At 65.3% G+C, this 26,738-nt stretch carries 8 protein-coding genes and 1 pseudogene; 4 read left to right on the forward strand and 5 right to left on the reverse strand.

The window, feature by feature from the left end:
- Window positions 1-34: 34 nt before the first annotated feature.
- Window positions 35-946, forward strand: coding sequence for a LysR family transcriptional regulator (locus tag NLM31_RS16270; RefSeq protein ID WP_254192871.1), 912 nt, complete (start codon window positions 35-37; stop codon window positions 944-946).
- A 117-nt stretch (window positions 947-1,063) separates the two neighbouring features.
- Here the strand turns inward: NLM31_RS16270 and NLM31_RS16275 are convergent.
- The 4 genes and pseudogenes from NLM31_RS16275 to NLM31_RS16290 form a co-directional block, all read right to left on the reverse strand.
- Window positions 1,064-1,717 (reverse strand): annotated as a pseudogene (locus tag NLM31_RS16275) (ABC transporter substrate-binding protein); the annotation flags it as partial.
- Window positions 1,718-1,941: 224 nt separating this feature from the next.
- Entirely contained in the window at window positions 1,942-2,820 is an 879-nt protein-coding gene (locus NLM31_RS16280; RefSeq protein WP_254196199.1) for an alpha/beta fold hydrolase, read from the reverse strand.
- Between the two features lie 54 nt (window positions 2,821-2,874).
- The gene (locus NLM31_RS16285) at window positions 2,875-5,571 is read right to left on the reverse strand and encodes a hybrid sensor histidine kinase/response regulator (protein WP_254192873.1); all 2,697 of its coding nucleotides are present in this window, start codon (window positions 5,569-5,571) and stop codon (window positions 2,875-2,877) included.
- Window positions 5,568-6,611, reverse strand: coding sequence for an ABC transporter substrate-binding protein (locus NLM31_RS16290; RefSeq protein ID WP_254130325.1), 1,044 nt, complete (start codon window positions 6,609-6,611; stop codon window positions 5,568-5,570). Before NLM31_RS16290 ends, NLM31_RS16285 begins: the two co-directional genes overlap by 4 nt.
- A 286-nt stretch (window positions 6,612-6,897) precedes the next feature.
- Between NLM31_RS16290 and NLM31_RS16295 the strand changes: the two genes are divergently transcribed.
- From NLM31_RS16295 to NLM31_RS16305, 3 genes are all read left to right on the forward strand, one after another.
- Entirely contained in the window at window positions 6,898-7,665 is a 768-nt protein-coding gene (locus tag NLM31_RS16295) for a hypothetical protein (protein WP_254130326.1), read from the forward strand.
- Window positions 7,666-7,736: 71 nt separating this feature from the next.
- Complete coding sequence (locus tag NLM31_RS16300; RefSeq protein WP_254192874.1) at window positions 7,737-24,344, forward strand: leukotoxin LktA family filamentous adhesin; 16,608 nt, start codon at window positions 7,737-7,739, stop codon at window positions 24,342-24,344.
- A 6-nt stretch (window positions 24,345-24,350) separates the two neighbouring features.
- On the forward strand, window positions 24,351-26,045 hold the full coding sequence (locus NLM31_RS16305) for a ShlB/FhaC/HecB family hemolysin secretion/activation protein (protein WP_254130328.1): 1,695 nt from the start codon (window positions 24,351-24,353) through the stop codon (window positions 26,043-26,045).
- 57 nt (window positions 26,046-26,102) lie between these two features.
- Here NLM31_RS16305 and bluB read toward each other — a convergent pair whose 3' ends face one another.
- Window positions 26,103-26,735: a 5,6-dimethylbenzimidazole synthase gene (bluB, locus tag NLM31_RS16310; protein WP_254192875.1), complete on the reverse strand. Its 633-nt coding sequence runs from the start codon at window positions 26,733-26,735 to the stop codon at window positions 26,103-26,105.
- Window positions 26,736-26,738: the final 3 nt, after the last annotated feature.

Consider the following 26,738-nt stretch of genomic DNA (forward strand, 5'->3'; position numbering starts at 1 on the left):
TCTACGATTTGGAAACAATCCACCGGGCGGGCCCATGGATAAGGTTGCCAGCCTCCGGGCCTTCGTGAAGGTGGTCGAAAGCGGCAGCTTTGCCGAGGCCGGCCGGCAGCTGCGGCTGTCGCGCTCGGCGATCAGCAAGTACATCGCCGACCTTGAGGAGAGCCTCGGCGTCCAGCTCTTGAACCGGACCACCCGCCACGCCAGCCCGACCGAGAACGGCCAGCGCTATTTCGAGCGGGCTGTCGTCATCCTCTCGGAGATCGAGGCCGCCGACCAGGCGGTGTCGCAAGCGCAGTCGGCGCCGCGGGGACTGTTGCGCGTCAATGCGCCGATGTCGTTCGGCACGATGCGGCTGGGGCCCGTTCTCGCTGAGTTCATGGAAGCCTACCCCGAGCTTCAGCTCCAGATCGTGCTCAGCGACGACCTGCTCGATCCCGTCCAGGACGGCTTTGACGTGACGCTGCGCATCGCGGAATTGGAATCGTCGAGTTTGATCGCGCGAAAAATCATGCCGGTGGCGCGCATGATCTGCGCTTCGCCGGATTATCTCGCGCGCCACGGCACGCCAAAGCATCCGCAGGATCTGCGCGAGCACGCTTCGCTCACCTACGGCTTCCTGCTGACCGGCAATCAATGGAAGCTCACCGGCAAAGATGGCGATCACTGGATCCAGCCGGCCTGGTCGCTCTGCGTCAACAACGCCGAGGTGCTGCGCGACGCCGCGATCAAGGGCAGGGGGCTTGCACTGCTGCCCGAGTTCATCGCCGCGGATGCGTTGAAGAAGGGCGAGCTGCGAACGGTGCTGGACGATTATTCCGCGCCGCCGCTCGCGCTTTATGCGGTCTATCCGCCGACGCGGCATTTGTCGGTGAAGGTGCGGCTGTTCATCGATTTTCTGGTGGAGCGGTTTGGACGGGAGGAGGAGACGCGCGTCGGGGCGCGTTGAGGCTCGGGGAGACCTCCATGAAACGGCCAACCGGCCGATGTTTGCTTGGCCCCGAACCGTGGCGGAGAGGTGAGGTCGTCGGTGATTGCGCCTTTTGGGGCCAGAAGCGGAAGTCTGCTATTCGATCACTTCATCGGCGCGAGCCAGGAGCCCTGCGGATATATTTGTGCCGAGAGCCCTTGCCGTTTTGAGGTTGACTGCCAACCATAAATTGCTTGGAAATTCGATGGGGAGATCGCCTGGTCGGACACCCCTGAGGATTTTGTCAACGAAATAGGCGGAGCGACGATAGCACCAGCGCAAATCAACTCCGTAGCTCACAAGGCCGTTGTGAACAACGTGCTCGCGATACCCGAAGACCGTCGGCAACCGCTTTTCAAGAGCAGTGGCTGCGATCTGCTCACATCGATTGAGGAGCAGATTGGTCTGAAGGATGACGACGACGTCGACCTTTTCGTTTGCCAGCGCGACGAGCGCGCCGGAAACGTCGTCTACTGTGCTGGCGTCAGCCTCGATGACATTGAGGCTCAAAGCCTCGCAAGCCGCTTTCAGGTCCCCAACCTGAGGCGGCCCCTTAGGGTCGTTCATATTGGTCAGCAATCCAACACGTCGAGCTGTCGGCACGATTTCTCGCGCGAGTTCGATTTGCTTGGTCGGTAGTCCGGGTATGTACGGCTCTATGCCCGTCACATTCCCACTGGGGTGAGCCTCGCTGGCGATCAAGCCGAGACGAACTGCATTGGCGAGCGCGGCACAGACGATTGGTATTGAAGTTGTGGCCTTGCGCCGCTCCGTGCAAGGACCACGCCTGTAGGCGAGAAGCTAGCATCATTCTGGAACCGCCGCATCAGGTCAAACGGGGAAGAAGCTCTTGGCGAGCAAACGAAAGGGCAAGCAGTCCGCCGGTCTGGACGATCGTCAACCCTCGCAGCTCTTCACGCTAACGCCCGGCTCAGGGACAAGCCGAACTCAAGTCCGTCAGCCTGCCTCTCGTCTCACTTCTTCCCGCCGACAAATTCGCGCACCGCCTTGATGGTCGCCGCCGGATCTTCCTCCATCAGCCAGTGGCCGGCGCCGGGAATGACAACCTCGGTGACATCAGTTGCTGCGTTGCGCATCATGACCGCTTCCATCTTGCCGAATGACTTCTCGCCGCCGACGGCGAGCACCGGGATGGTCAGCTTGGTTGCGATCGCCTTCTTGTTGTCCTCGGCGTCGGTGCGGATCGCGCGGAACTGGGCAAAGGCAGAATGCATCGCGCCCGGCCGTGCATAGAGCTCCGCGTAGTGGCGGCGCGTCGCCTCGTCGACCTTGGAGGGCGTGCCCGCAAACTCATTCCAGAAGCGGTCGAGGTAGATGCGTTCGCGGCCCTTGACCAGCCGCTCCATGTCGGGGCCGCCGAAATCGAAGTGCCAGAGCTGCGGGCTGCGGACGACCTCATCCCACGGCGGCACGCCCGGCACGGGGGCATCCATCACGACCAGCTTTTCGGTGAGGTCGCGATAGCGCGCCGCATAGGCATAGGCCACCATGGTGCCGATGTCGTGTCCGACGACGACAGCCTTGTCGATGTTGAGCGCCTGCAGGACGGCGCGCATGTCTGCGGCCTGGCTCCATTTGTCGTAGCCATTCTCGGGCTTGCTCGACAGGCCCATGCCGCGCAGATCCGGCACGACCACGGTGTGATCGCGCGCGAGGTCTGCGGCGAGCCTGGCCCACATGTCGCCGGTATCGCCAAAACCGTGGATCAGGATCACCGCGGGTCCCTTGCCGCCGACGCGCACATGGATCTGCGTGCCGTTGGCCGGGATGGTTTTGGTCTGGAAGCTGGACGGGAACTGTGCCTCGGCGCGGGCCGCGGGCGCGAGCAGCATGAGGAGAATGGCGAGATATCTTGCGCGCACGGGCGACCCCTATGATCCTGGATTTCAGGACGTAACCGTACGTTCCTGGGCTGGTGCGAGCATATTGTCCAGCGCGCTGATCGACGCTTCGCGAAGCGCGGCCAGCTCGCGCGCCGCATCCCGGCATTCGTCGGGCGACATCGTCGGCGCCGTCAGCTCGATGTCACGGCAGCGCTCGAACAGGCGGACGAGGCCCAGAGCGCTGGCCGCGCTGCCGAGCTGGTGCGCCGATCGTGCGAGCTGATTGTGGTCGCCGGATGCGGCCGCCGCTGTGATATCGGCGATCAGTTTTTCGCTGGTCTCCTGCAGCAGATGATGGAGCTTCGCGATCTGCGTCGGTCCGAGCAGCTCCTTCTGGTCGTCGAGAAAATTCCGGTCGATCAAGGCGCCGGCCGCAAGCGGTGCGTCGGTCGCGCCATCCCCGGACTCATCCTCGATCGCCTCGCGAAGCGCGTTGATCAGGATCGGCTTGCTGACGACCCTGGCGATCCCGGCGGCTGCCAGCCGCTCGCGGGTGCTGCGCGAGACGTCGGCGGTCACGACGATGATCCGCGGCATCGGCTGCAGCGAAAGCTGTCGAATGCGTGCGGCCGCTTCCACGCCATCCATGTCGGGCATGTGCAGATCCATCAGGATGACGTCGAATGCCTGGTCGCGCGCGAGCGCTACCGCTTCTGCGCCGTTCCTGGCGATCGCGCAGAGGTGGCCGAGCCGGTTCAAAATGGCTTCGCCGACCTCGCAATTGACGGGGTCGTCGTCGACCAGCAGCACGCGGCGCTGCCGCGATGGCGGCGCGATCGCGCCTTGCGCGATGCCGCTGGCGGCGTCACGAAGCGGAACGAGCAGCGTGAACACGCTGCCCTGGCCGGGCGAGCTCTCCACCGTCAGCTCGCCGCGCATCAGCCGGGTGAGGCGGCGCGCGATCGCAAGTCCGAGGCCGGTGCCGCCGAACCGCCGCGCGATGCTGTCGTCGGCCTGCACGAAGTCCTCGAAAATCCGCTCGTGCATGTCGGGCGCGATGCCGATGCCGGTGTCGCGAACGACGACGCGGAGCAGCGTATCGTCGCTCCGCCGTTCGGCTGTCGCGCTCAGGGAGATGCCGCCGCTCGGGGTGAACTTGATGGCGTTGCCGATCAAGTTGAGCAGGATGCGATTGAGCCTGACGGGATCGCCGTGCACGGAGGTGCCGATCGTAGCATCGCAGTCGAGGTCGAAGCTCAATCCCTTGCCGAAGGCTTGCGGCCGCATCAGATCGGCGGCGGTCTCGATCAGCTGGTCGAGGCGGAAGTCGCGCGTCTCCAGCGTTTCGGCGCTGGCTTCGAGCCGGGCATATTCGAGAATGGCATCGACCAGCGCGATCAGCGTTTCGCCCGAGGCGGCGGCGGTTGCGAGGTGGCGGCGCTGGACCTCGCTGAGCCTGCCGTCGTCGAGCAGCTGCAGCACGCCCATGACGCCGTTGAGCGGCGTGCGCAGCTCGTGGCTGACCACGGCGAGGAAGCGCGATTTGGTTTCGTTGGCCGCCACCGCGACGCTGCGCGCGCGCTCGGCCGCATCGTGCTCGGCCAGCGCCTGATCGCGCGCCTTCTCGAGCTCTGAGGTCCGCTCGATGACCTTCCGCTCCAGCGTCGCGTAGGATTCGCGCAAATGCGCGGCCATCCGGTTGAACTGGTCGCCGAGCGCCTCGAGCTCGTCACCCGTCCTGATCGCAAGCCGCAGTTTGAGATCGCCGCTCTCGATCCGCCGCGCGCCCTGTGTCAGCAGCTGGATCGGCACGGTCATGCGCCGGCTGAGCCAGAGCGACACCAGGGTGGCGATGACCAGCAGCGCGACCAGCAGGAACGTCGACCGTCCGATCGAGGCGTAGATCGGCGCGTAGGCTTCGCTGAGCGGAAGCTCGACGAACACCAGCCAGCCGAGCGAGGGGACCGTGGCATAGGTCGACAGCACGCGTTGTCCGGAAAAATCCTCCTTGACCAGGCCGCCGGTCGGCGGCCCGACGCCGTCGAGCGCGGCGCGCACATCCGGATGCCGTGAGAGATCGCTGCGGCGGAGCGCCGGCCACAGATCGGGATGCGCGATCAGCACGCCCAGCCGATCGACCACATAGGCCTTGCCGGTGTTGCCCACCCTGATCCCGGCGACGAGGTCCCAGATGAAGCGCAGATTGACCTCGGCGACGACCACGTTGGGTGTGCTGCCGACGCCGCGGGTGGCGATCGTCATGTAGGGCTCGGTATCGCCGAAGAAATAGACCGGCCCGTAATAGGCCCGGCTTTCATTGGCGCCGCGGAACGACGCAAAGGAAGAATGGTCGGCGTTGCTGCCGATCCTGTCCGCGACACGGCGCGACACCCGCACCTGCTCGCGGCCTTGCGCATCGAGCTCGGTCAATTCGGCGATCGCGGGCGAGAGGCGCATCAGGCGGATGGCGTTGAGGCGCACGTCCTCGTTGGTCGAGAGTTCTGCGGGCAGGCGGGCGAGCCATCTGATCTGGTTTTCGATCTGGCCGACGAACTGGCCGATCTGGATGGCCGCGCTTGCGGCCTGCTCGCGCTGGGTCGCGGCGAGAAGCTGCTTCTGCTCGCGATAGGAGAACCAGACGTCGAAGCCGGTGTTGATGGCGAGCACGGCAAAGGCGAGGGCGACGATCGAGTAGAGATATTTGCGGAAAAGCCGGCCCGGAGGCGTTCGCAGATGTCCCTGGTCGACCGCCTCGTTCACTCGCGAATCTCGTCGGCGCGCACCAGCAGCGTGAACGGGATCGTCAGCCCGAGCGCGTTGGCAACGGTGCGGTTGATCAGGAGCTCGTATTTCCGCGGCGATTGCACCGGCAGATCGCCGGCCTTGGTGCCGCGCAGGATGAGATCGACGTAATCGGCCGAGCGCACCTCCAGCGTCGGCCCGTAGCTCATCAGCCCGCCGGCATCCATGAAGTAGTGGAACGGATAGATCATCGGCACGCGATATTTCGCGGCCGTTGCGACGATCGCCTGCCGGTTCACCACCAGAAAGCTGTCGACGAGCGAGATCATCGCCGCCTTCGGCGGCTCGGCGAAACGGCTGATCGCGCCGTCGATTTCGGCGGCCGTGCTGATCGGCGTGACCACCACGGTCACGCCTGCGGCCGCGGCCTCCTGCTCGACGGAGTCGAGGTAGAAGCGCCCGGCGCGAGGCGTGCTCGCCGGATTGAACAGGACGCCGACGCGCTGGATATCCGGCACGGCCTCCCTGATCAGCTGAAGCCATTTGCCGCCCATCTCGGGCGTGCTGCTGGTGAAGCCCGTGATGTTGCCGCCGGGATGGGCGAGGCTCTGGACGAAGCCATTGCCGATGGGGTCGTTGGATGTCGCGAAAATGATCGGGATGGTCTTGGTGGCCGCCATGATGGCTGCGGTTTCGACGGTCGAGCCGGTGAGGATGACATCCGGCTTGAGGTCGATGAGCTCCGTGACCGCGGCCTTCATCTTGTCCGGACCGCCGAAGCTCGAGCGGACCTCGAAACGGTAGTTGACCCCTTCGACCCAGCCACGCTGCCTCAGGCCGGCGATCAGCGCGCCGAGGCGCGTGGTCGAGCTTTCGGTCATGTTGCGTCTGGTCAGCTCGTCGTCGAGCGACAGGCTGGTGATCGAGGCGACGATTCGCATGCGATCCGACGTTGCGCCGAGCGCAAAGAAGCCCGCGGCGGTTGCGCCCGCAAGGCGAATGAAATCGCGGCGGGCGACCGCCGGCACAACGCTGGCAGGTGCGGGCCGTTCACTCATGAAATGTTTCGCAAAAGTTGTCCCTGGCGTTGTGCATAACGCGAAAGCCTGGCGGCGACAATTGATGAAAAAATGCGCTTGTGAACCTTCATTCGCAGCCACAGGGACCCCAATACCGTATTGCTACCTGAATCGCTGTTTCGGTTGATGTCTGCTCCGTGACGCCCTGTAAGGCCTTCTGGCATTGCAACATTTCCGTCTCGGTTGCGGACGGCGATTCGGGGAAGCCGATTTCGTAACTGCCGATTTTTGAGCTGTTGTTTCAGGTTTGTTTCGAAGGTTTACGATGCGCAAAATCTACCTTGTCCCGGCCCTTGTCGGCCTTCTCACCATTGTTGCGGCCGGGCCGCTGGCGGCTCAAGGCGTGCAGGGCGCGGCGCCCAAGCAGAAGGCTGCGACGGCGCCGAAGGCGGTCGCGGCCGGTGCGTCGCCCGGCGCGGCAGCCCCTGCCAGTGCGGCACCTTCAGCCTCGAGCGAGGCCGCCACGGCGCCCGCCGACGACAAGACCAAGACGATCGACGGTTTCCGCTCCGCCAAGTTCGGCATGAACGAGGCCGACGTGCGCGTGGCGATGACCAAGGATTTCAACCCGAAGGCCGACGCGATCAAGTCGCAGGACAATCCGTCCGAGCTGACCCATAGCGTGCTGCTGACCGTTCCGGATCTGCTGCCGAGCGGCGGCACCGCCGAGCTCTCCTACGTGTTCGGCTACAAGTCCAAGTCGCTGATCCAGATCGGCGCGGTCTGGTCCAAGGCGACCGATGCGGCGCTGACGGCGGAGAAGCTGTTCTCCAACGCCAACATCCTGCGCGCGCACTTCCTCAGCGAGGGCTTCAAGCCCGACTCCATCGCGGTCAACATGCCCGTCAACGGCGGCATCGTGATGTTCCGCGGCAGCGACGCCAAGGATCGTTCGGTGATCCTGCTGCTGCAGGGCACGTTCGAGAACAAGGAGAACAACCAGCGCGTGCTCACGCCGACGAGCCTGCTGCTGTTCTACGTGGCCGACGCCAAGAGCCCCGACGTCTTCAAGCTTCCGCCCGGTCAGTTCTGATCCGGGACGATCTCACATCATTCTCCCACGCGGTTGTGGATCGGCGCCAATGCCGATGAAGAGGATCTGAAATGCGCGGACCGTCTGCGAGGCGAGACAACAACGAACGGATGCTGCAGGGACTTGCACGCTTCCGTTCGATGTCGCTGCTCTGCGCGATGCAGATGGTCTTCCTGCCGGTGTTCAGCGTCCGCCTGCAGGCGCAGACGGCGAACGTCATCGTTCCGGACGGCCGCACCGGCACCGCCTTGCAGACCTCCGGCGGCGTCACCAACGTCACGACGTCGACGGTGGCGGGCGTCAACGCCTTCAACTCGTTCTCGCAGTTCAGCGTCGGGCAGGGCAACACCGTCAATCTGCAGCTGCCGACCGGCACGCAGAACCTGGTCAACATCGTTCGCGACGCGCCGGTCTACGTCAACGGCACGCTGAACTCCTACATGAATGGTGCCATCGGCGGTAACGTCTACTTCGCCGATCCCAAGGGCTTCGTCGTCGGCCGCAGCGGCACGGTGAATGTCGGCAGCCTCAACGTCTCGACGCCGACGCGCGAGTTCACTGACAGCCTGATCGGACCCGGAGGGGCGATCAACGGCACGGCGGTCGGCAATCTGATGGCGGGCTCGTTCCCGGTGTCGCCGGACGGCAATGTCAGGATCTACGGCCGGATCAACGCCATCGACGGCGTCCGCCTGACCGGGCAGAACGTCCTCGTCGGCGGCGCAAGCCAGCGCGACATCGCCAATCTCGATCACGCCGCGAAGTTCGCGGCCTCCGTCAATTCGAAGGGCCTGCGCAGCGCCAGCGCCATCACCGTGAGCAACGGCTCGATCCACATCGGGGCCGTCAACAACGCAACCGTCAACGGACGGCTGACGGCGCGCAGCAAGACCACGACGCCGAGCACGATTGCGGTCGTGGCCGGCAACAACGCCGAGATCGGCAAGAATGCGAAGCTGAGCACGGCGAGCCGAACCGGCGATGCCGGCGGTGTCCTCGTCAAGGCCGGCAACGACCTGACCGTGAAGAGCGGTGCGGCGATCAACGCCGGCTCGAAGACGGGCAATGCGGGCCTGGTCGAGCTCAGCGGAAACGGCGTCATCGACATCGGCAGCGGTGTCTCCATCAACCTCAGCGCGCCGAACGGCAAGGCGGGCACGCTGGTGATCGACCCGACCGATGTGGTGATCGGCGATGCGGGCCAGGGCGACGCCGGCGTGACCCTGTCGAACACGTCCGTCGCCAACGCCATCGCAGCGCTGAGCGCCGGTGCGACTTACGTCGTCCAGGCGGACAATTCGATTACGCTCGCCGCGCACGCCGTGATCGATGCCCGCCGTCTCGACGTCAACGGTCATTCGACCGGCAATGCCAACAATGTCGAGCTCGACGCGAAAACGATCTCCATCGTCGACGGCGCGAAGATTCTGGCCCAGGCGGTCAATTCCGGCACCAGCTACACCGACGGTAGCGTCACCCTCGCGGCGACGGCCAGCCAGACCCTGGTGTCCGGCCACGCCTATGCGACGACGGGCATCACGGTCGATGGCCAGATCACCGGCGGAAACATCAGCATCGGCGCGACCTCGACGGCCGTGTCGAACATGCTGAGCTCGACGGCCGGTCTTTTCGCGATGCTCGGCGAGACCGTCGCCGGGCTGAACCTCGGCGTCAATGCCGGCTATGTCGCCGCGAGCGCGACGGCCAACGTTGCCATCAATGGTCATGCCAATATTTCCGCGAGCGGCAACGTCCTGATCACCGCGACCGGGTCGGAAACGGCGGCGGATCCGGTGCTCGCATCCACGATCGGCGGCGGTCTTCCGTTCGGCGCTTCGGCCGTGGTCGGCAACGTCATCGGCAACGTTTCCGCCAACGTCGCCAGCAACGCGACCATTTCGGCCGGCGGCTACCTGAACATCACCTCCACCAACAACGCCACGGTGAACGTCGCCGCGATCGCGGCAACCACCAGCGCGGCCGTGGTGGCGACGTTCGCCTATACCAACGCCTCGGTGACGACCAACGCGAATGTCGAGACCGGCGCCCATCTGAGCGCGGGGACGGCGAGCGGTTCGGCCGGCGGCCTTGCCATCTACGCGACCAACAACAACAGCTTCTCGACATCGGCGACATCGGTCGCGCTGGATAATCCTGCGCTCAACGGCAATGTCGGCGGCGCGATGGCGATGAGCAACATCAACACCTCCGCCAACGCCACGCTGGGATCATCGCTGGGAACCAGCGCCAATCCGATGACCGGCCCGGTGACGGTCAATGCCGTCTCGAACACCACGTCGAACTCGACAATGGCGTCGACCATCACCGGCACGCCCACGCTGATCGCGGGCCTGCAGGGTGTTCTGGCCGTCGGCTCCGCGCCGACCAGCATCATCGTGTCGCAGATGACCAGCACGCTGCTCACGGCCGATTTGAATCTCAAGGCCTCCGCGGCGCTCACGCTCGCCAACAGCACCGAAAATGCCACGGCGGCGATCGCGACCAATCCAAACGGCGGCGCGCCGTCGATCTACACGACCGGCAACGTCGCGGTGGTCTCCAACGTGACCGACGTCGGCGTGCGCAACAACTCGACGACGGCGGCGATCACCTCGAGCCCGATCAACGGCCAGTCCTACGCGGTCAGCGCGGCCGTGGCCTGGGGCAACTACACCCACAATTCGAATGCCTATATCGGCGAAGGCGTGACCATCAATGCGCCGAACATCGGCGTCGCTGCAAACACCTCGATGCCGATCACCAACACCTGGACCCAATGGGCCGGGTTGACCGAGGTGTTGAGCCATCTCAACGGCAGTCTTGGCGTCAGCGGCAACATCATCACCAGCTACGCGAACGCAGGCGCCGACGCAGGCGACACGCTCGGAATTTCCGGCTCGCTGAACAATTTCATCGTCCACAACAACACCACGGCATGGGTCGCGACCGACGCCAACCTGAATGCGACCTGCACCGTCGCGTCGTGCGGCAGCGGCGCGTGGACGGCCAACCTCAACAACGGCACCCAGGCTTTCGACGCGACGCTTGCCGTCACGGCCAACTCCTATACCGCCTCGATCGACGTCGCCGGCAACATCGGCACGTTCGGCTTCATCGGCAACACGTCCGGCGGCTCGTCGTTCGGCGGCTCGCTCAATCTGGTCCAGCTCTCCAACAACACCATCGCCGGCGTCGCCGCCAATGCGACGGTGAAGGCGAACGACAACATCTCGGTCGAAGCCGTCACGACCGATCAGTTCTTCGGTGTCGCGCCGACGTCGGGCAAGGCCCAGGGTTCGCTGGCGCTGAACGGCATCACCTCGATTGCGCTGGTCGACAACACGACCCATGCTTCGATCGGTGCAGGCGCGACCGTGGAGGCGCCGACCGTCAACATCTATGCCGCCCAGGACCTGTCGATGCTGTCGATCGCTGGCGCGGTCTCGATCAGCGCCAACTCGGCGGTCGGTCTCGCCGTCGCCTATCTCGGGGCGACCGCCGACACCGCTGCCTATATCGGCGACAACAGCAGCGATATCCGGGGCGGTGCCTTCAACGTCGACGATCCTTTCTCGGGAACCAGCGGCGGCAGCGGCTCGGTGAAGGCCGACAACCTGATCATTTCCGCGACGACGTCCGGACGCATCACGGCGGCCTCGATCGCGGCAGCGATCTCGGAGCCGGGCGTGTCCAGCTTCGCGACCAAGGCGGGGGCGGTGACGTCGGCCGCAACCGGCGGTACCGCGGGCGTTGCAGCCGGTGCGAGTCAAGTCGGTGCGAAGTCCGGATCGAGCACCAGCGGCTTCAGCATCGATCTCGCCGGCAGCTCCTCGGTGAGCGATGTCTCGCTCGGCACCAGCGCCTATATCAAGAACGCCGGGACGATCGACAAATACACCACGACGAGCCTGGTGAGCACCAAGACACTGGTCCAGGCGCTCAACGACACCATTCTGGACAATGGCTCCGGCTCGGCTGCGGCCAACATGGCCGGGAGCGAGGGATCGACCAGCGTGGCCGTCGGCGGCGCCATCGCCTCGGCGATGTCCAGCAACCACACGCTCGCCTATATCTACGGCACGACGCTGAACAATCAGGATACCTTGAAGGTCATGGCGCTCAATGGCGGCTCCGAGACCGTCGTCGCGCTGGGCATCTCGGGATCGAAGGCCAATTCCGCCTCGTTGTCGGCCTCGGTCGGCATCATTACCGACAGCGCCAATGCCTATATCGAGAACTCGACCGTCACGGGCCGGACGGGCGTGGTCAACCGCACCCTCGAGGTCGACGCCTACCAGACCACGAACATCGCGATCGGCGGCGGCGTGCTCTATTTCTCGGGTGGCAAGGCGGGTGTCGGTATCGCGCTGACCTATGCCTCGATCTCCGATCCGACGAGCGGGAAGGCGACTGACGCCCACATCCTCTCGAGCTCGATCTCCAATTACGACACGTTGCAGGTGCTCGCCGACAATGCCAGCGTGATCGCGGCCGGCGCGGCGTCGGGCGGCGCGTCGACGAACGGCAATTCGCTGACCGGTGCCATCGTGGTTGACGAGATATCGCCGACCACGACGGCCTATATCGACAGCGGTGCGACGGTCAGCATCAATGTCGGGTCGATCACGGTGATCGCCGACAGCGGCGACGTGTCAGCGCTGGACACCGCGCTCGGAAATCTGGTCAAGAAGTCGAACAACGGGCTCCTCGCGTCGGACACCTGTACGACCCACGGCGGCACCGGAGGGCAGAACTGCGTCGACTTCAGTGCGGCCGCGCTCAATGGGGGGGTGGGTAACGGACCAGGCGGCGGCATCGTTTCCGTCGCCGGCGTCATCGAGGCCGCCAAGAACGATATCGGCGCTTCGCTGGTCTACGACACCATCGCGACGACGCATTCGGCCTACATTGCCAACGTGCTGACGACTGCGGTCGGCCGCGTCAATGTGACCGCAACCGACTCCTCGGCGATCCAGTCGGTCACCCTCGGCATCGGCGCGGCCAGCGGGCAGTTCGCCGGTACCGCGGCGCTGACGATCAGCTCGATCACCAACACCGTTTCGGCCGGCATCGGCAAGAGCCAGTCGAACTCCACGAGTTCGACCGTGTCGGCCGGCTCCGTGACGATCAACGCGACCGACAATTCCAAGATCACCGGTTCGGCTGCAGTCGCCGCGATCGCGCCGAATGGCGGAAACGCCGCGGGTCTGGCGCTCGTCAACAGCAATATTGCCAACAATGTCAGCGCCGGCATCACCGGTTCGAAGGTGACCTCGACAGGCACCGTCGCCCTCGGCGCAAGCTCGAACGCCACGATCTCGACCGTCGCCGTCGGTATCGCGATCTCCTCGCAGGTCGGCCTCGCAGGCTCGGTCGCGACGAACCTGATGGGGACCAACGTCACTGCCAGCATCACCGACAGTGCCGCGCTGGGCGCCACCAAGGGATCCGACGTCATCGCCAACAACAACGTCGCGGTGATCGCAAGCAACACGGACAACGTTGTCGTGTCCGCCGGCGCGCTCTCGATCTCCAAGGGCCCGGCCGGCGGCGCCGGCTCGATGGTGACGAACCAGATCACCGGCGGCACCTCGGCGTATATCAGCGGAGCAAACACCAAGGTCGACGCGCTCGGAACCAGCTCGACCGACACGCTGTCGGTCAATAGCGGTACGCTGGCGCATGCGAACGATCTCAGCGGCTTCCAGGCGCCGACCGACCACACGCCCGATCTGAGCGAGATCCAGGACACGGTGAAGGGCCTCGCCGTGGTCGCGAGCTCGCACCAGGCCGTCGTGACCAATGTCATGACGATCGCAGCCGGCACCGGCATCTCGATCATGGTCAATCCGATCACTTCGGTGCTGAGCGGGTCGACCACCGCCTATATCGACAGCGCCAGCATCGACACGCGCCTGACCAGCGCGGGGCTGCTGCCGCAGATCGACGTCGCGGCCTCGAGCTTCTCCTATTCCGGCGCGTTCGGCGCCGGCATCGTGCCCCCGACCGGCACCGGCGGTGGCGGCGCGACCGTCATCTCGACGACGATGTCGCGCACCACGATGGCGTATGTCACCAATTCGACCGTCGGCAGTCTGTCGTCGACGCCGTCCGCGACCGTCGGCGCCGTCACCGTGAAGGCCAATGCCGAGCAGGATGCGTCCTCGATCGGCGTCGGCTTCAACACCGGCTCGGTCGCCCTGAATGTCTTTACGGCGACCACCGAGGCCTATGTCGACGGTGGCGCGATGACGGCGTCGTCGCTCACCGTGAATGCCATGGACACCACCGCCATCTATTCGGCGGGCGGCTCGGCGGCCTATGGCAGCCAGGCGGCGGTCTCTGCGGCCTTCCTGGTCCAGGTCTCGGCGAACCGGACCGAGGCCTATGTTGGCGACGAGTTCTACTATCATGGCGGCAACACGACGCACACGACCGCGCTCAATCTGAGCGGCGCGCTCGACGTCGAGGCCAACACGGTCGATCGCTTCCAGGCCTATTCGGTCGGCGGCTCGCTCGCGACCGGATCGGCCGCGATCGCCGGCATGGCGAACATCGAGATCGCCAACAACACCACCATCGCCGGTGTCTACGACACCACGCTGCGATCGCCGACGGGTGGTGCGGCCGGCGCCGTCACCGTCGGCGCGAACGAGGATGTCGAGATCAAGGAGATCGCCGGCGCGATCGCGATCGGTGCCAGCGGCTCCGGCGTCGGTATCGGCGCGGCCGCCAACGTGCTCGTCTTCAAGAGCCAGACCACTGCGGAAATCAACAACAGCGACCTGAATTCCTCCGGCGCGATCAATGTCGATGCGCTCAGCACCAAGGAAGTGTTGTCCTACGCGGTCACCGCGGGCGTTGGCGGCAGCGTCGGCATCGGCGCGACGGTCGGCGTCATCATCATCGGCTCCAACACCGCCGATGCCGATACGCAGCAGCAGGAAACCGGGCAGCTCGATCAGCGCGACAGCAATGGCCACAACAACGGCACCATCACGGCCGTCAACAACAGCACCAGCAATTCGCACGGCAGCGATGCCGTCGCGAGCGGCACCGCCGGCAATCCGAACAATGCGCATGTCACCTCGACCTACGACGTCAGCACGGTGCTGGCTGGCGGCTCCGACGGCGTCACGGCGCAGATCGCGGGCGGCAGTGCTATTTCGACGACGCAGGTCAACGTCGGCGCCACCAGCGCGAACGCGACCAAGATGTATTTGCTCGGCGCCGGCTTCGGCAAGAATGTCGGCATCGGTGCCGGCATCGGCTACACCAGTGTCAGCAGCAACGTGACGGCCAATCTGAGCTCGGCCGTCACCGCGCCGTCCGTCATGGTGGCCGCGGTGGTCAAGGACGCCAGCGGCGGGGCCTATGGCGGCCAGACCATCAACACCGAGGCGATCGCGGGCGGAGCGGGACTTTACTTCGGCGCGGATGCCGCGGTGGCGATCGGCAACGTCTCAAATCACGTGAAGGCAGAGCTCGGCGGCTCCGTGACCGGGACGGGCGGCGCCGGTGTCGCCGTGATGGCGCAGGATTCCACGACCCAGATCGTCTTCACCGGCGGTGTCACCGCCGGCGCCGCGGCGGTCGGCGCCTCGGTCTCGACGGCGAGCCGGTCGAGCACGGTCTCGGCAGATGTGCTGCAGGGGGCCGACATCAATACCTCGACGCTCGCGGTCGGTGCGCAAGGCGCGGGCACCTTGACCACGACGGCAACTGCGCTCGGCGGCGGTATCGTCGCGGGCGTCGGTGCGGACGCCGAGGCCCATGAGAATTCGAGCGTGACCGCCGATATCGGCGCGGGCGCGACGATCGCGACGTCAGCGACCGGGCTCGGCACGCTGGTGTCGGCGTCGATCACGCCCAATTTGTCGAGCAGCGCGATCGGCGTCTCGGTCGGCGGCGGTGCGGTCGGCGTCGCCGTCGCCCAGTCGACGGTCGGCGCCCAGGTCACGGCCGATATCGGCAACGACGCCATCTTCTCAGGCGGCGCGGTCTCCGTGGCCGCCATGGCGCTGGTCCCGACGGGCGGCACGACGACCTACGCCTGGGCACTCGCAGGCGGTGGCGGATCGCTGATCGGTGCCCAGGGCAGCTACGCCAAAGCTTCGGAGAATGCGACGGTCAACGCCTATGGCGGGACCGGAATTACGCTTCCCGACGCAGACGTGACCATTGCAGCCCAAAACGACAGCGCCCAGTACGCGAAGGCAACCGGCCTTTCGAGCGGCTTCCTGGCCTTGGGCGCGAGCGTCGCGCAGGTCTCGTCCAGCGCGCACACCTACGCCTATCTCGGGGCGGGCGCGATCACGTCGGCGGCCAACACCGGTATTCTCCAGATCCTCGCGACCGGCGTCGATGTCAACGCCGCCGACGCGATCGTCGGCGCAGGCGGCACCTATGCGGGTGCCGCGGCGGTGGCGACCACCAGTTCGACTGCGACCACCCAGGCGCGGATGGACGGCAACGGGGCCGACGACACACTCTATTTTGGCGGCCTCAAAGTGAGCGCCAAGCACACCACGAATTACGGCGCCAGCGGCGATGCCTACCAGGCCTCCACCGCCGGCGTCTCCGGTGGCAGCGCGCAAAACACCGTCACCACAGACACGACCGCTGAGATCGGCACGCACCTGATCATCAATTCCGCCGGTGGTAACATGACTGTCATCTCCAATGACATCGTCAATCAGGCCGGCGGCGGCGCGCGGTCGGGTTCGGGCGGCATGTTCGCGGGCGCCGCGGCGCTCAGCAACTCGACCGTCACCCAGACCGTCACCACCAATATCGATGCTGGGACGGTCCTGAGCCTCAACGACGATCCGCGGACGTCGAACGGGGTGATCAACATCGAGGCCTACAACACGCTGAATACGAACGACACGGTGAGCCTGGCGACGGCCGCGCTCTTCGCCGGCGGCGGCGCCGAGTCCGACATGACGGCGAACGCCACGCTCCAGGTCAATATCAATGCCCGTGAGCTCTTCAGCGCCGGCAAGATCTATGTCGGCACGGCGGCGAAGATGGCGGCGGCCAACAATGCCAACGCCAGCCTCTATGGCGCGATCGCCGGTGTCGGCGCCAGCACCAACACCTGGGTCCACGCCACCCAGGGCGTCAGCGTCGGCAACAACGCGAAGATCGAGGCCTGGGGCGACATCACCATGTATGCCGGCCTCGCCGGCGACGGCAGCGTCTTCAGCAGCGTGCAGGCAACGGCGACGACGGTCGTCTACAACAACACCGCGATCCCGATCTCCACACTCTACCGCGGCACGGCCAATGCCGACGACACCACGAGCCTGACGCTCGCCAACACCTCGAGCGTGCTCGGCGTGCAGAACATTTACCTGGGTGCGACCCAGGGGCAGGTCACGGCCGCCGGCAACGGCAGCAATTACAATCCGTATCTGGACATCTTCAGCGCCAAGAACAGCGACAATCACAGCCACACCAGCGGAACCGGCGATGTCGCACTCAATGGCCTGGTGGTGGCGGGCATCAACAACGACCTGACCGTCACGATCGAGCTCGGCGCGAGCGCGCCGACCCTGAGCACGACCAGCCCTTACTCCGAGCTGACCCTCGAGTCCGTTTCCGACGTCAATCACTTGAGCTCGGTGATGAGCTGGAACCACCAGGCGGTCCAGTACACCATCGTCGGCAACTTCAATCCCTACCAGCTGGTCGTCGACCAACTGGCGACGCTGACCGGCCTGACCGCGGCTCAAGTTCGCTCCCAGCTCGCGGCGGCGACGCCCACGGCGCCCGCCACGATGTCGCCGTCCGGCACCGATACGACCGGCGACATCCAGCGCCAGATCGACACGTTGATCAAGCAGGCGCCGTTCACCTCCGACGCGCCCGGTAACGCCTTCGCGTTCGGCGACATGCTGGTGTCCGCCGGCAACGTCTCGATCCTGGCTCAGAAGCTCACCGGCAACAGCGGCACGAACCCGACCGCGCCGTCGGTCATCGCGCGCAGCTCGCCGCTCATCAAGATCGAGAACAAGGGCCTCGACTTCATGAGCCTCGGCAATCTCACGGTCACCGATGTGAGCGGAGGAAACATCACCTACCGCCAGATCGACCATGTCGATGCCGACTCGCACTCCAATGTGACCTTCACCGCAATGCCGAGTGCGACGCCCGTCATCGACGTTTCGGCCACTTACAACCGCTTGGATCCCGACAGCGGCCAAGGCATCGACCAGAACGGCAATGTGCTGACCCGCACGCCCGACATCTATTTCAACGGCGCCGCCAACAACGCGAACGGCCTGCTCAAGGTCCTCAACAATCTCGGCAGTGTCGTCGCATCGCAGTCACTCAGCGCCGCAACCGTCCAGATCGTGGTGCCCAAAGGCACGTTCACCTTCCTCGGCGGTATCGGGAGCTTCTACGACAGCAGCAGCGCGGTCACCTCGCAATGGGATACGACCGAAAACCGGCCGACTGACGCGCTGACGGCGGTGATGACGGCGGCGACCTATCTCGGCGCCTATGGTGACTACTACACCGCTCCGCATATCGGTTCGGGCGGGGATCATCCGTATTTCTACTATTGCTGCGTCGACGGCAGCCACGGCGTGTATCAACCGGTCGGCAACGCCGACGCCAGCACGATCTTCACCGCGCGCATGCTGATGACGTACTACGACGGGCTCTCGCTCTATTCGTCGATCTTCCTGCCGGTGGGCCGGGGCACGCCTGGGAACACCAGCACTCCCGATGCCGGCAGCGTGCCGGACGTCAATACGCTCAAGATCATCGAGGGGCAGTCGCTGGACTCGACCAATGTCGTGCTCGCGCAGTGGAAGAAAACGACTTATGACGGCCGCAACGTTTACACGGATAGCGGTCCGTACAAGACGCCGTTCAATTGTGCGACAGCCTGCGACAGCTCGGGCTTTTTCCAGGTCATCAACATCCAGCCGGATGCGATCACGCCGAAGACCGCGGATACGCCGGCCACCGCGACGGCCACCCGGACCATCACCGGCCAGGCGGTCATCATCTCGGCGTCGGTGATCAACATCAACGGCACCATCCAAGCCGGCTCGAGCAGCAATTACTCGGTCAACATCGGCGCCGCGGCGTACGATGCCATCTATGGCAGCAACGGCCTCAAGAACCGCAACGGCGGCGCGGACTTTGCCGCGGCCCAGGCCAACGCACGGAACGGCGTCTATTACGACGTCTCAGGCTCTGTGACGGCGTCGGCTACTGGCGACGCCAAGATCGGGGTCAGGTACAACGCTCTCACCGATCAGCTCATCCTGAACGGCGTGGCGCAGGGCGCCGCCGGCTACGTCTATCTGAACGGCAAGATCATCTCGACCTCGACCGACAGCACCCAGACCCAGGGCAACATCGAGATCAAGGGCGGCGCCGGTACGGTCACGGTCAACAACACCAGCGGGCTCCAGCTTGTCACCAACACCATCAACACCAGCGCCACCGCCCAGAGCGTGGTCGAGATCGTCGATCAGCTGAAAGGCAAAACGACGTGGTGGGTCTACGATCCCAAGGCGGCGAGCAACCAGCAGGTATCGAGATACGAGACGAATAGCGTCACTGCGGCCGCGATCGATCCTTCGATGCTTGCAGCCAGGACAGGTACGGCAGGCATCCAGTACGCGACGCAGGAGAACATGCTCTATCAGTGGGTCGACACGGCGACGCTGGATCGTCCGACCACCAGCACGCAATTCGACTACGGCTGGAGCTTCACGCAGACCGCCGGCCAGGACTGGACCCGCTCGATCAGCCTGGTTTCTGGCACGCAGAGCACCAACTACCAGAAGGTCACCACCGCCACCGGCAGCTATCACTGGGCGGGGGGCGTGAACCCGGACGGGAGCCCCGTTGGACTCAACACCCACTCCAACGCGTGCTGCGGCGCGGACGGCCAGTACAATTGGTACCAGGCGATCTACGATCACCTGACGCTCACGCTGACCAACACGGTCAAGGCGTCGAACCCGATCAACATCAAGTTCACTGGTGGCGGCAGCAGCGACGTCGTGGTCAATTCGACCTCCGGAATCGTCGTCAACGGGTCGATCAACAACGTTCAGGGGGCAACGACGCTCAACGCCACCGGCGCCAACTCGTCCATCACGGTCGCCGCCAATGCCAACAACCCGGTGATCTCGGGTACGAGCGTGACGCTTCGGGGTGACGGTGGCATCGGCTCGCTCGGCACCACCAAAACGCCTGTCCAGGTGCAGATCTATGGCGGCAGCCTGACCGCCAGCTCGATCGACCACGACATCGCGATCTCGGCGACCGGCGCGATGTCGATCAACCAGGTGAAGGTGAATTCGGCAGGCGCCACGCCGCAGGGCAACGTCTTCCTCTCGGCGACCGGCGACATCAACTCGGCGACCGCCTACAACGTCGCCAACCCCGTCGTGATCGGCAAGAACATCGAAATCGACTCCGACGCCGGTGCGATCGGCGCGACCAGCAGCGTCGTCAACGGCACGTCCACCCTGACCAACATCAATCCGCTGGTGATCCAGGCGAGCGGCACGGTGCAGGCGAGCGGCGCCGTCGACGGCGGCGTGCTCAACAGCAGCTCGGCCACCGGCGCCTACATCATCCAGTCCAAGGGCGATTTGCGCATCGGCACGGTGCAGTCGACCAGCGGACCGGTGTTCCTGGAGGCGGCCGGCTCTGACGGCAACCAGGCCAACATCCTGAACGGCCAGACGGCCGTCGGTATCACCGCGGCGGAGAGCGCGCATCTCCAGTCCGTCTGGGCCAATCTCGACCTGCTCAACGGCAATCCCGCCACCGCCGCCGTCAACAGCTACCAGTCGATGGTCACGTCGGCCTACAACGATTACTTCCAGCTCAAGAACATCGCCTTCGCGAACGGCAGCACCTACAACCCGACCTCGGTGGGTCTGACGGTGCTGCGGGCGCAGGTCGCCGCCAAGCTCGGCATCGATCCCGCCAACGTCTCGACGACGGATATGCAGGTCGAGGCCACGACGCGGTTCCTGAGGGACCAGTTCCTGCTCGGCAAGATCAACACCGATCAGCTCAAGAGCTCGCTGACGACATTGCTCGGCACTGCACCCACCGATCCGCTGGGGACCGTGTTCGGCACGTCGCTGTCGTCGACGCTGTTCGCAAAACTGTTCGACGGCGTCGCGACCGCCGATCAGCGCCTGCCGTCCAATACGGCCCTGCAAACGGCGCTTGATGCCTACGATGCGCGCTATACTTACACGCTCGCCACCACCGAGCGGGTCTACGGCGTCATCACCGCCGGCGCGCAATGGACGCAGAGCCAGCTCGCCTACACGGTCTCGTCGTCCGCGATCGGCGCGGCACCGCCGCCGATCGACCCGAATGTCGCGGCCAATATCAGCGCGAACCAGATCATGCTGTACGCGCCGCATGGTTCGGTCGGCAATTCGGCCGCGCCCCAGACCTTCACCTTCACCAGCGTCGATTCCTCGTCGCTGACGACGGACCAGCGGGCATTGCTCTCCTCGGCCGGTCCCGGCCAGCTCACCGTCGGCGCGGTCACGGATCCGACGACCCATGTCGTGACCTATACGGTCAGCCTGTCGCAGCAGAACCTCGTCGTGCTCGACAACCCCGTCGCGATCTCGGCGAACGCGCTGTCGAACATCTATCTCGGCAGCAAGAACAGCCTGACGCTCGGCGGCATCACCGCGAGCTACGGCCCGATCGCGGCCGCACAAGCCAACGGCATCCAGGTGACCGGCCGCGGCGACGTCAAGCTCGACGCCGTGACCGGCATCACCGCTGCCGCCGGCGTGACCGGCGTGCCCGTGATCTCCGGTGATATCGCCAACCTCACCCTGATCGCCGAGCACGGCAATATCGGTGCCCCCGGCGCTGCCAGTAGCAACCCCGCGAGCAACGCCAATGCGATCCAGATCGCCTTTGCCAATCCGGCCAACGACCAGCTCGACCAGGTCTCGTCCGGCCAGGGCATCTATGTGAAGCAGACCACCGGCGATCTCGTCCTCGGCAATATTTCCGCGGGCAACGAGATCCAGCTCGCCGCGACCGGCAGCATCTACGCCGAGGCCGGCTTCACGGACCGCAGCGCGATCCACATCCTCGGCACCGACCTCGACCTGCGCGCCGGCGGCAATATCGGCTTCAACGGCGCGACCTTCCAGCCGCTGCAGGTGAACATCTCCGGCGCCGTCACCGGCTCCGCCGGCGGCGATTTCAGCCTGCTTGCGGTCACCGGCGACCTCGCGGTGGGCACCAGCGGTGCCTATGGATCGCTGACGGCGGGCAGCGCGATGACCTTGAACGCGTCGCGCGGCGCACTCACCATCAATGCCGATCTCACCAGCGACGGCCTGATGCAGCTCCTCGCCAACCGCGGCATCACCTTCGCGGCCGGCACCAGCGCCGCGCCGGTGGTTGCGACCAGCACCACCGACGGGGTGACGCTTGTGGCCGCGACGCTGTCGATGGGCGCCTATTCGGCCATCAACGCGGCCAAGGTGATCTCGGTCACCACGACGGGCGATGCAGTCCTCGGCCAGCTCAACACGTCGCTGTCGTACGCTGCGGCCGGCAACGCGCCGTCGATCATCGTCACGGCCGGTGGCGTGGCATCGCTGGGCGCGATCATCGGCAATGGCGACGGCCAGACCACCTTCGTGACCTTAGGCGCCGGCGCCGCGCTGTCGCTCAGCGCGTCGAACGGCATCGGCAGCGCGACGGGCCGGCTCGCCTTCAACGCAGGCCTGTTCTCGGCCAGCGCGAGCGCCGGCAACGTCTATCTGAAGGCGCTCACTGACACCGAGGCGAGTGTGCTCTCGGCGACCGCGGGTAGCGTCGACATCATCGGCACCGGCGGCCTGACGCTCGACCAGGTGGCCGCGGGAACGGCTGTGGGCGCGAGCGGCAGCTTCAGCGCCGTCACTGCCAACGGCAGCATCGTGATCGGGACCGCCGGCAGCAGCGGCTCGCAAACGATCCACGCCAGCCAGAACGTGACGTTCAACGCGCTCGCCACCACCGGCAATGCCGGCGACATCGGCAACATCAGCGTCACTGCCGACAACGGCTTCATCCTGGCACAGACGGTGACGTCGGGCGGCGCGACGACGCTGGGCTCGGTCTCCGCCAATGGCTCGGCGACGCTGCTGGCCGCCACCACCATCACCGGCAACACGTTTGCGGCGACGACCGGCGCCGGCCTGCTGACCGCCGGCGGCCCGATCAACTGGAACGTCCTCAACGTCGGATCGACGCTGGGCGCCACCGCGAGCCTGGGCAGCATCACCTTGCAGACCGCGCAGAGCGGCGGCACGCAGACCATCCACGCCCACGACAACGTGACCTTCAACGCGCTGACGGCTGCGGGCATCACCGGCGACGCCGGAAGCATCAATGTCGATGCGGACAATGGCTTCATCCTGGCGCAGACGGTGATGGCCGGCGGTGTGCCGACGCTGGGCTCGGTCTCGGCTCATGGCTCGGCGTCGCTGATCGCCGCCGGCACCAACATGGGTCATAACCTCACGGCCTCGACCGGCAACGCGGTTCTCAAGGGCACCGTCGTCAAGTGGGACAACCTCACGGCCGGCGGCACGCTCGATGTCACGGCGACGGCCGGAGGCATCACCCTCGGCACCACCACCAGCGGCGGCAAGCAAACACTGCATGCCCACGACGACATCGTCTTCGGCCAGATCACCACGACGGGCATCCCGGGCGATGCCGGCGATCTCGACATCAAGTCCGACACCGGCAAGCTTCGCGGCGGATCGATCTCCGCCAGCGGCGATACCCGTTTCGATGTGGCCGGAGGCGTCTCGTTCGACCGGATCACCGGCGAAGTGGTCAAGATGACGTCGTCGGGCGACCTGACCATCAACTGGGTCAGCGTGGTCAAGGAGCTCGACCTCGCCGCCGATACCATCACCGTCAGGGGCGAGCAGATCCGCTCGAACCCGCCGGTTCCGCTGATCCTGAACATCACGGGCTACAATGGCGGCGTCGCGACCTCGGCCAATGTCACGATCGACCCGGATAGCATCATCATCAACCAGCTCAAGGTCGTGGATGCGAACATCCTGACCGATGCGCACTCTGTGACTGTCCTGAACGGCTACGTGCCGGGCCAGCTGACGCTCACCACGGCGAGCGAGCAGGTGCTGCTGAACAACCGTACGCTGGCGCCGTCCAACTGGCCGACGCTCCAGCTCTACCAGCCGGGCGGCGTGTTCACGCTAAGCCAGGTCGGCAACGCCACTGTCACCAACGCCTATGTGGTGTCCTACACCGGCGATATCTCGGCGACCGTCACGAATTACGGCTCTAACCACGCCTGCTGCAGCGACTACACCGGTGCCAGTATGGCCCGCAACATCGCCGTCGACGGCGAGGGGCATGAGAGCATCGATACCTGGCTGGCGCGGAAGAGCGGGGCAGGGACGTTCTACCAGCTCGGTCTCTCCGGCCATGCACGGCTCGACGCTTTGCTCTCGCCGCGTCCGGTCGAGACCATCGGGTCGGGTCCCGCGGTGAACGTCGAAGGGCTCAACGACATGCGCAAGCTACGCCGCCAGGGGCAGCGCGCGGGTCGTCCGGGCTGGAAGGACGCAGCGATGGATGCAATGACGAAGCCGGCGGTGAGTCGCCTCGCGGAGGCGTGGTAGGTCGAGATGCGGGTTCTGGGGGCAGCACTGGGGGTGGGACTTGCAGCGTCGAGCATCGTGGCCGCGCGCGCGCAGGTGCCCTCGATCAATCCCGGCGCGATCCAGAACGACGTCGACCGCCAACGCCGCCAGTTCGAACAACAGAGCGAGCCGCCCAAGCTGAACGGCCCGGCCGTGATCGGCGGCGCACGTGAGAAATCGCCGCTGATGAAGCCGGGCGGTCCGAAATTCCGCCTGCGCAAGCTCGAATTCGACCCATCCAAATTCATCACGCCGGCCGAGCTCGACGAGATCGCGAAGAAATATGTCGGCAAGAACGTCGACATCGCGGCGCTGCTGCAGATCGTCGCCGATATCAATGCGATCTACACCGAGCGCGGCATCGTGACCGGCATCGCGACCCTGCCTGATCAGGATCCCAAGGACGGGGTTGTCAAGATCAAGCTGACTGAGGGCCGGCTCCAGAAGACGACGATCGAGGGCAACAAGCAGACCCGCACCGACTACATCCTTCAGCGCGTCAAGGAGCCGGAAGGCGAGGTCCTCGACGTCCCCAAGCTCAATCGCGACGTGACCTGGTTCAATCGGACCAACGACGTGCAGATCAAGGCGCTGCTCCAGCCCGGCTCGAGCTTCGGCCTGACCGACCTGCAGTTTGCGGTGATCGAGCCGCCGGTCGATACCTGGCAGCTCTTTGTCGACAACCAGGGCTCGGAGAATACGGGCCGCTGGGAAGGCGGCACCTTCTACAAGCGCCACGGCCTGTTCGGCGTCGACGACCGTCTGACCTTTTACGGCGTCCGCTCCGACGGCAACCTCAACGGCAACGTCGCCTACAGCATCCCGGTCAACCCCTGGGGCGGTCGCGCCGGCGTCAGCTACACCGAGGGCAAGATCAAGATTATCGACGGGCCGTTCACTGCGCTCGACGTCACCGGGCGGTCGAGCCAGGCCGCGGTCAATTTCAGCCAGCCGGTGTGGGTGACGCAAAACTGGCTGGTGCTGCTCAACGCCGCCGAGACCGAGGGCAAGACGGTGAGCCGGTTCTCGACCGTCGCGGTGACCGACGACCATTACGACAAGGCCACGGCCGGCGTCTCCGTGACCAATTCCGGCAACACCTATTCGATCACGGTCTCGCCCGCGGTGAACTACATCGAATGGCAAGACCACGTGCTCGGCAACAACCGCACGTTCAACACCTATACCGGCACGCTGATCGCGAACAGCGCCGCGGGCCCCGCCAATTTCAGCGCCAACGTGCTGGCGAGCTGGCAATATACGCAGGAAAAGCTGCTGCCCGGCGACCAGATCTTCACGATCGGCGGCCCCACCACCGTGCGCGGCTATCCGACCAACGCGGCGTCCGGCGACAGCGGCTATTATTTCAACGCCGAGCTGCACTACAACTGGTCGCAATGGCTGAGGGGATTCGACACCTACATCTTCACCGACTGGGGTGCGGTGTACTCGACATTCCCCGGCGTCACGGAGATGACCTCGGTCGGCGTGGGCTTCTCCTGGACCTATGCGCAGTTCATGACGTTCGAAGCCAATTACGCGACGCCGCTGAAGAATGCCGTTTCGACCCAGCACCACTACGAGGCCTATGGCCGCGTCATCGTCCGCCCGCTGCTGATGTTCGAGAAGCAGCCGAGCACCACGCCTGTGGCTGCCGTTGCAGGCAAGAGCAAGTCGTAGCTATTGGCTTTCTCTCTCCGTCATGGCCGGGACAAGCCCGGGCATGACGAGCTTGGATCAACGCCGCAGCGTGAATTCGTCCGCGCCTCTCCGGTGTTCCCACTTCGCCCGCTCGAGCTCGGGCTGATCGCACTCCGTCTCGGGATAGCCGATGCAGAGATAGGCGATGAACTTCCAGGAGACAGGCACGTCGAGCACGCCGTGGATGCGCTCCGGACTGAGAATGGAGACCCAGCCGAGCCCGATGCCTTCCGCACGTGCGGCGAGCCACATGGCGGTGATCGCCGCGACGACTGAATATTCGGTGGTCTCCGGCATGGTCGCGCGTCCGAGGCCATGGCCGATGTCGCTGGCCTTGTCGGCGAACACGGCGAGATGGCCTGGTGCCTGTTCGAGCCCAGAGAGTTTGAGCGCGGCATAGCGCGCCGCGCGTTCGCCGGAGTAGCAATTCAGCGCGTCGGCGTTGCATGCCTTGAAATCGTCGATCACGGCGCGGCGCCGTGCGGCATCATCGACGGTGACGAAGCGCCACGGCTGGCTCAGGCCGACCGATGGCGACAGACAGGCGGTCTCGATCAGCTGCTCCATGGCGCCGTCGGGCAGCGCATTGGGGCGAAAGCGACGCACGTCGCGGCGCCATACGAACAGTTCGTGCAATTGCCGGCGGAAGGCGTCGTCGAACTCGACCATCAA

Origin of the sequence: Bradyrhizobium sp. CCGUVB4N (assembly GCF_024199945.1) — a bacterium.
Taxonomy (GTDB): domain Bacteria; phylum Pseudomonadota; class Alphaproteobacteria; order Rhizobiales; family Xanthobacteraceae; genus Bradyrhizobium.